The sequence below is a fragment of the Roseomonas sp. TAS13 genome (genome assembly GCF_001950415.1).
Classification (GTDB): Bacteria; Pseudomonadota; Alphaproteobacteria; order Acetobacterales; family Acetobacteraceae; genus Roseomonas; species Roseomonas mucosa.
Genome location: NZ_BDLP01000751.1, coordinates 1 through 805, shown reverse-complemented (window position 1 = coordinate 805; position 805 = coordinate 1). Strand labels below are relative to the sequence as shown.

The following is an 805-nucleotide window of genomic DNA, read 5'->3' as shown; positions in this document are numbered from 1 at the left end:
GCCAACTGCGCGGCGATGGTGGCGAGCGTGCCGCGCAGGATGCGCTCGTCCGGCCAGCTCGCCCGCACCACCACCGCCACGGGACATTCCGGGCCATGGAGCGGGGTGAGCGTCTCCACGATCCGCGCGATGGCATGGACGGCCAGGTGGATCGCCAGCGTCGCGCCCGTGGCCCCGAAAGCCTCCAGCGTCTCGCCCGGCGGCATGGCGGAGGCGCGGCCGGACAGGCGGGTGAGCACGACGCTCTGCGCCACCTCCGGCACCGTCAGTTCCCGGCCCAGCGCGGCGGCGGCGGCGGCGAAGGCGGGCACCCCGGGGGTCAGCGTACAGGGGATGCCGCGCGCCTCCAGCCGGCGGAGCTGCTCGGCCAGGGCGCTGTAGATCGACAGGTCGCCCGAATGCAGCCGGGCGACGTCCTGCCCCGCCTCGTGGGCGGCGACATACTCGCGCTCGATCTCGTCCAGGCTCATCGGCGCCGTGTCCACCAGCCGGGCGCCGGGCGGGCAGTGCTCCAGCATGGCGGCGGGGACGATGGAGCCCGCATAAAGGCAGACCGGGCAGCGGGCGAGGATGTCGCGGCCGCGCAGGGTCAGCAGGTCGGGCGCGCCAGGGCCGGCGCCGATGAAATGGACGGTCATGCGGGTCCTGTCGCGAGGGCACAGGTGGCGTTGGCGGAGGCGATGCGGGGCAGCACCAGGCGCCCGCCCGGCCCCGCCAGCGCGAGCGCGGCGGCCTCGGCCACGGAAGCCAGCCTGTCTCTTGATCACATCTACGCACAGCTCCACCGTAAGGCGAAACTCGTATC

1 protein-coding gene is annotated in these 805 nt (G+C 74.2%); it reads right to left on the bottom strand.

From position 1 onward, the window contains the following. On the bottom strand, nucleotides 1-638 hold a 638-nt coding region (gene cobM / locus ROTAS13_RS25315; RefSeq protein ID WP_075823722.1), incomplete at its 3' end, for a precorrin-4 C(11)-methyltransferase. Nucleotides 639-805: the final 167 nt, after the last annotated feature.